General features: G+C 30.1%; 1 protein-coding gene and 1 pseudogene. Both read right to left on the bottom strand.

Translation table 11 applies throughout. The annotated features are described in order from the left end of the window. Positions 1 to 242: pseudogene (locus G6554_RS25195) on the bottom strand (hypothetical protein); the annotation flags it as partial. Between the two features lie 22 nt (positions 243 to 264). Continuing rightward, the coding region (locus tag G6554_RS25190; protein ID WP_166246839.1) for a polysaccharide pyruvyl transferase family protein at positions 265 to 1,508 on the bottom strand (1,244 nt) is incomplete at its 5' end.

Raw genomic sequence — 1,508 nt, 5'->3', positions numbered from 1 at the left:
TTTTTATATTCCTTGAAACTTATGTCTTTATATTTGCTTAAAATAGGTATTACTGATGAGTTTATAGAAAAGCTTATTAGAGAAAAAATAACCACAGGTAAAGTGGAAGCAATAAAATAAGCATCTGTGGCTCCGGAGATACCATATTGTGTTGCAATAGATACTTCACGAAACAATCCACTTAACTTTGCAAAAATAGAGATAATGACAATAACTGATATGGTTTTAATTGTATTTGACATTTATATCCACACCCAAAAAGTTTTAATATTGGACTAACTGTTTTATTTTTTTAGCAGGCTCCTTTGATTCACCTATTACAGTTGGTATCGAATCACTTAAGTGAAAAACATAATTATTGTAATTTTTCTCAAGATCATTAATCATTGATGTTAAATTTTCTGATGTAACTTTATCAATATCCACTGAATAATTGTCTAAATTAAGTTTTTGCATAATTCCTTTAGTTTTTGCCTCATAGGAAATTGCTATAACAGGTACATTTGAAGACAGAGCAAAAATATTTGAATGCATTCTAGTTCCTATTAGAAACGTTAATTTTGAATAGATGAACTTCATCTCCCTTGCGTTTAATTGAGATATGTCAAGCTCATTTATAACTGAAGTTGAATATTTCGATAGCTTATTTAAAATTTCCTTATTTGCTAATCGGTCATCCTCATATGGTGTCGGTCCCACAACTTGTGGTATCAAAACAACTTCATACCCTTTATTTACAAGATGATCTATTCCTTTAGCAACACTTTCTAAATAATTCGAATACAACTTCTCTGGATTTCCACTATTTGGGAATTTCCATTGTCTTAAGGTTACTCCAACTAATTTCCCCTTATTTCCATTAAAAGTATCAGATATTTCTATTTCACTTGGTTTTAATGAGAATGCAGAATCAGAAACTACCTTAACATTCTTGACCCCTATCTCTTCGAGAAATTGCTTTGATAAATCCTCTCTAACATATAAGATGTCCGCCTTTGCTAAGACATAAGAAGATAACTTCTTGGACATCTTACTTATAAATGGACCGATTGTTTGTGAGTAAGCAATAACTTTTTTACCCTTCCAAATAGCAAATAGAATTTGATATAAATGTGAGATTAAGCTGGGTTCAATTAAATATTTATGATTTGATAAAAGGAATCCACCGCCACAACTAACAACAATATCTGCTTCATTATACCATTTGATTAGCTTACTCTTTCTTTTATCGGAAGAATCACTTTTGTTTTTATGTTTAATAACATAAATCAATTGATTTAATACTATTAGTGCTCTCTTATAATAAGGCAAAGCTGTATCCGGGTAGTCAAATATTTGAGGCAAGGTTTCAATTTCTAAATTAGAGTAAAAATCTTTATCACTTTCCCAATATCTAGAGGAAATAGCAATCTCCGCATTTTCTACTTCCTCTTTAATAGAATCTATCATTGATAATATAATCCCGGCATCACCTTTATTTTGAATACTATGTGCATTAATAATTAGGA

This window comes from Bacillus sp. MM2020_4 (assembly GCF_011250555.1).
In the GTDB taxonomy this organism is placed as follows: Bacteria; Bacillota; Bacilli; order Bacillales; family Cytobacillaceae; genus Neobacillus.
Note: the sequence above shows the minus strand (reverse complement) of the source record. Positions and strands in the feature narration are given on the sequence as shown.